This window comes from Oleiphilus sp. HI0080 (genome assembly GCF_001635135.1).
The window spans coordinates 1-597 of the sequence record NZ_LWFU01001142.1; the positions used below are offsets into that span (position 1 = coordinate 1).

1 protein-coding gene is annotated in these 597 nt (G+C 42.5%); it reads right to left on the minus strand.

The features are described from left to right. A partial coding sequence (locus tag A3751_RS20510) for a hypothetical protein (RefSeq protein ID WP_156492686.1) occupies nt 1–531 on the minus strand: 531 nt, incomplete at its 3' end. Nucleotides 532–597 lie beyond the last annotated feature (66 nt).

Sequence of the window (597 nt, forward strand, 5' to 3'; positions counted from 1 at the left end):
TATGCCCATCAACCCTGTGGTTTCTAAAAGGCTGTCTGCTCCCCAAACTTTAATGATGATGTAGAACGTACCAAACGTGGCGCATACAACAAGCAAAAGATTAATAATCCGCGTGGAATAGGTTTCAACGTAAACGGAGCGATTGTCGATAGTTTTTTCTGCGCCGAACCGCTTAAACGTATGAAAGCTCGCTAAAGAGTATAAGTAGATGGCTGAATATGTTGTGAACAGCGATAAGCCGATTTTCGATAGTAGTTGTTCGTAATTCTGATGAAAGCGAAGAAGAAATAGATCCAGCAACATCAGAATGATCACTAGAAAGTTGAGAGAACGAAACGCTTTCATCTTTAACATGGTGCTGCTGGTATTTTCGACCATGGTGAACAGTCGACCAGAAAAAATGACCATCATTGCAGACCAAAGAAGAATGGCAATGTGGCCAGTCCACTCAATGGTATTTAGGTTCGGTAGAAACCAGCCAAGAATTCGCTGACCCCATCCGGCGACAAACTCAATATATGGATCTTCCATGTGCGCGTTCCATAAAATCGCTGTGAATGTAGTCTAGGTAACTTTTTGGGTCGCAGCCAAAAAGTT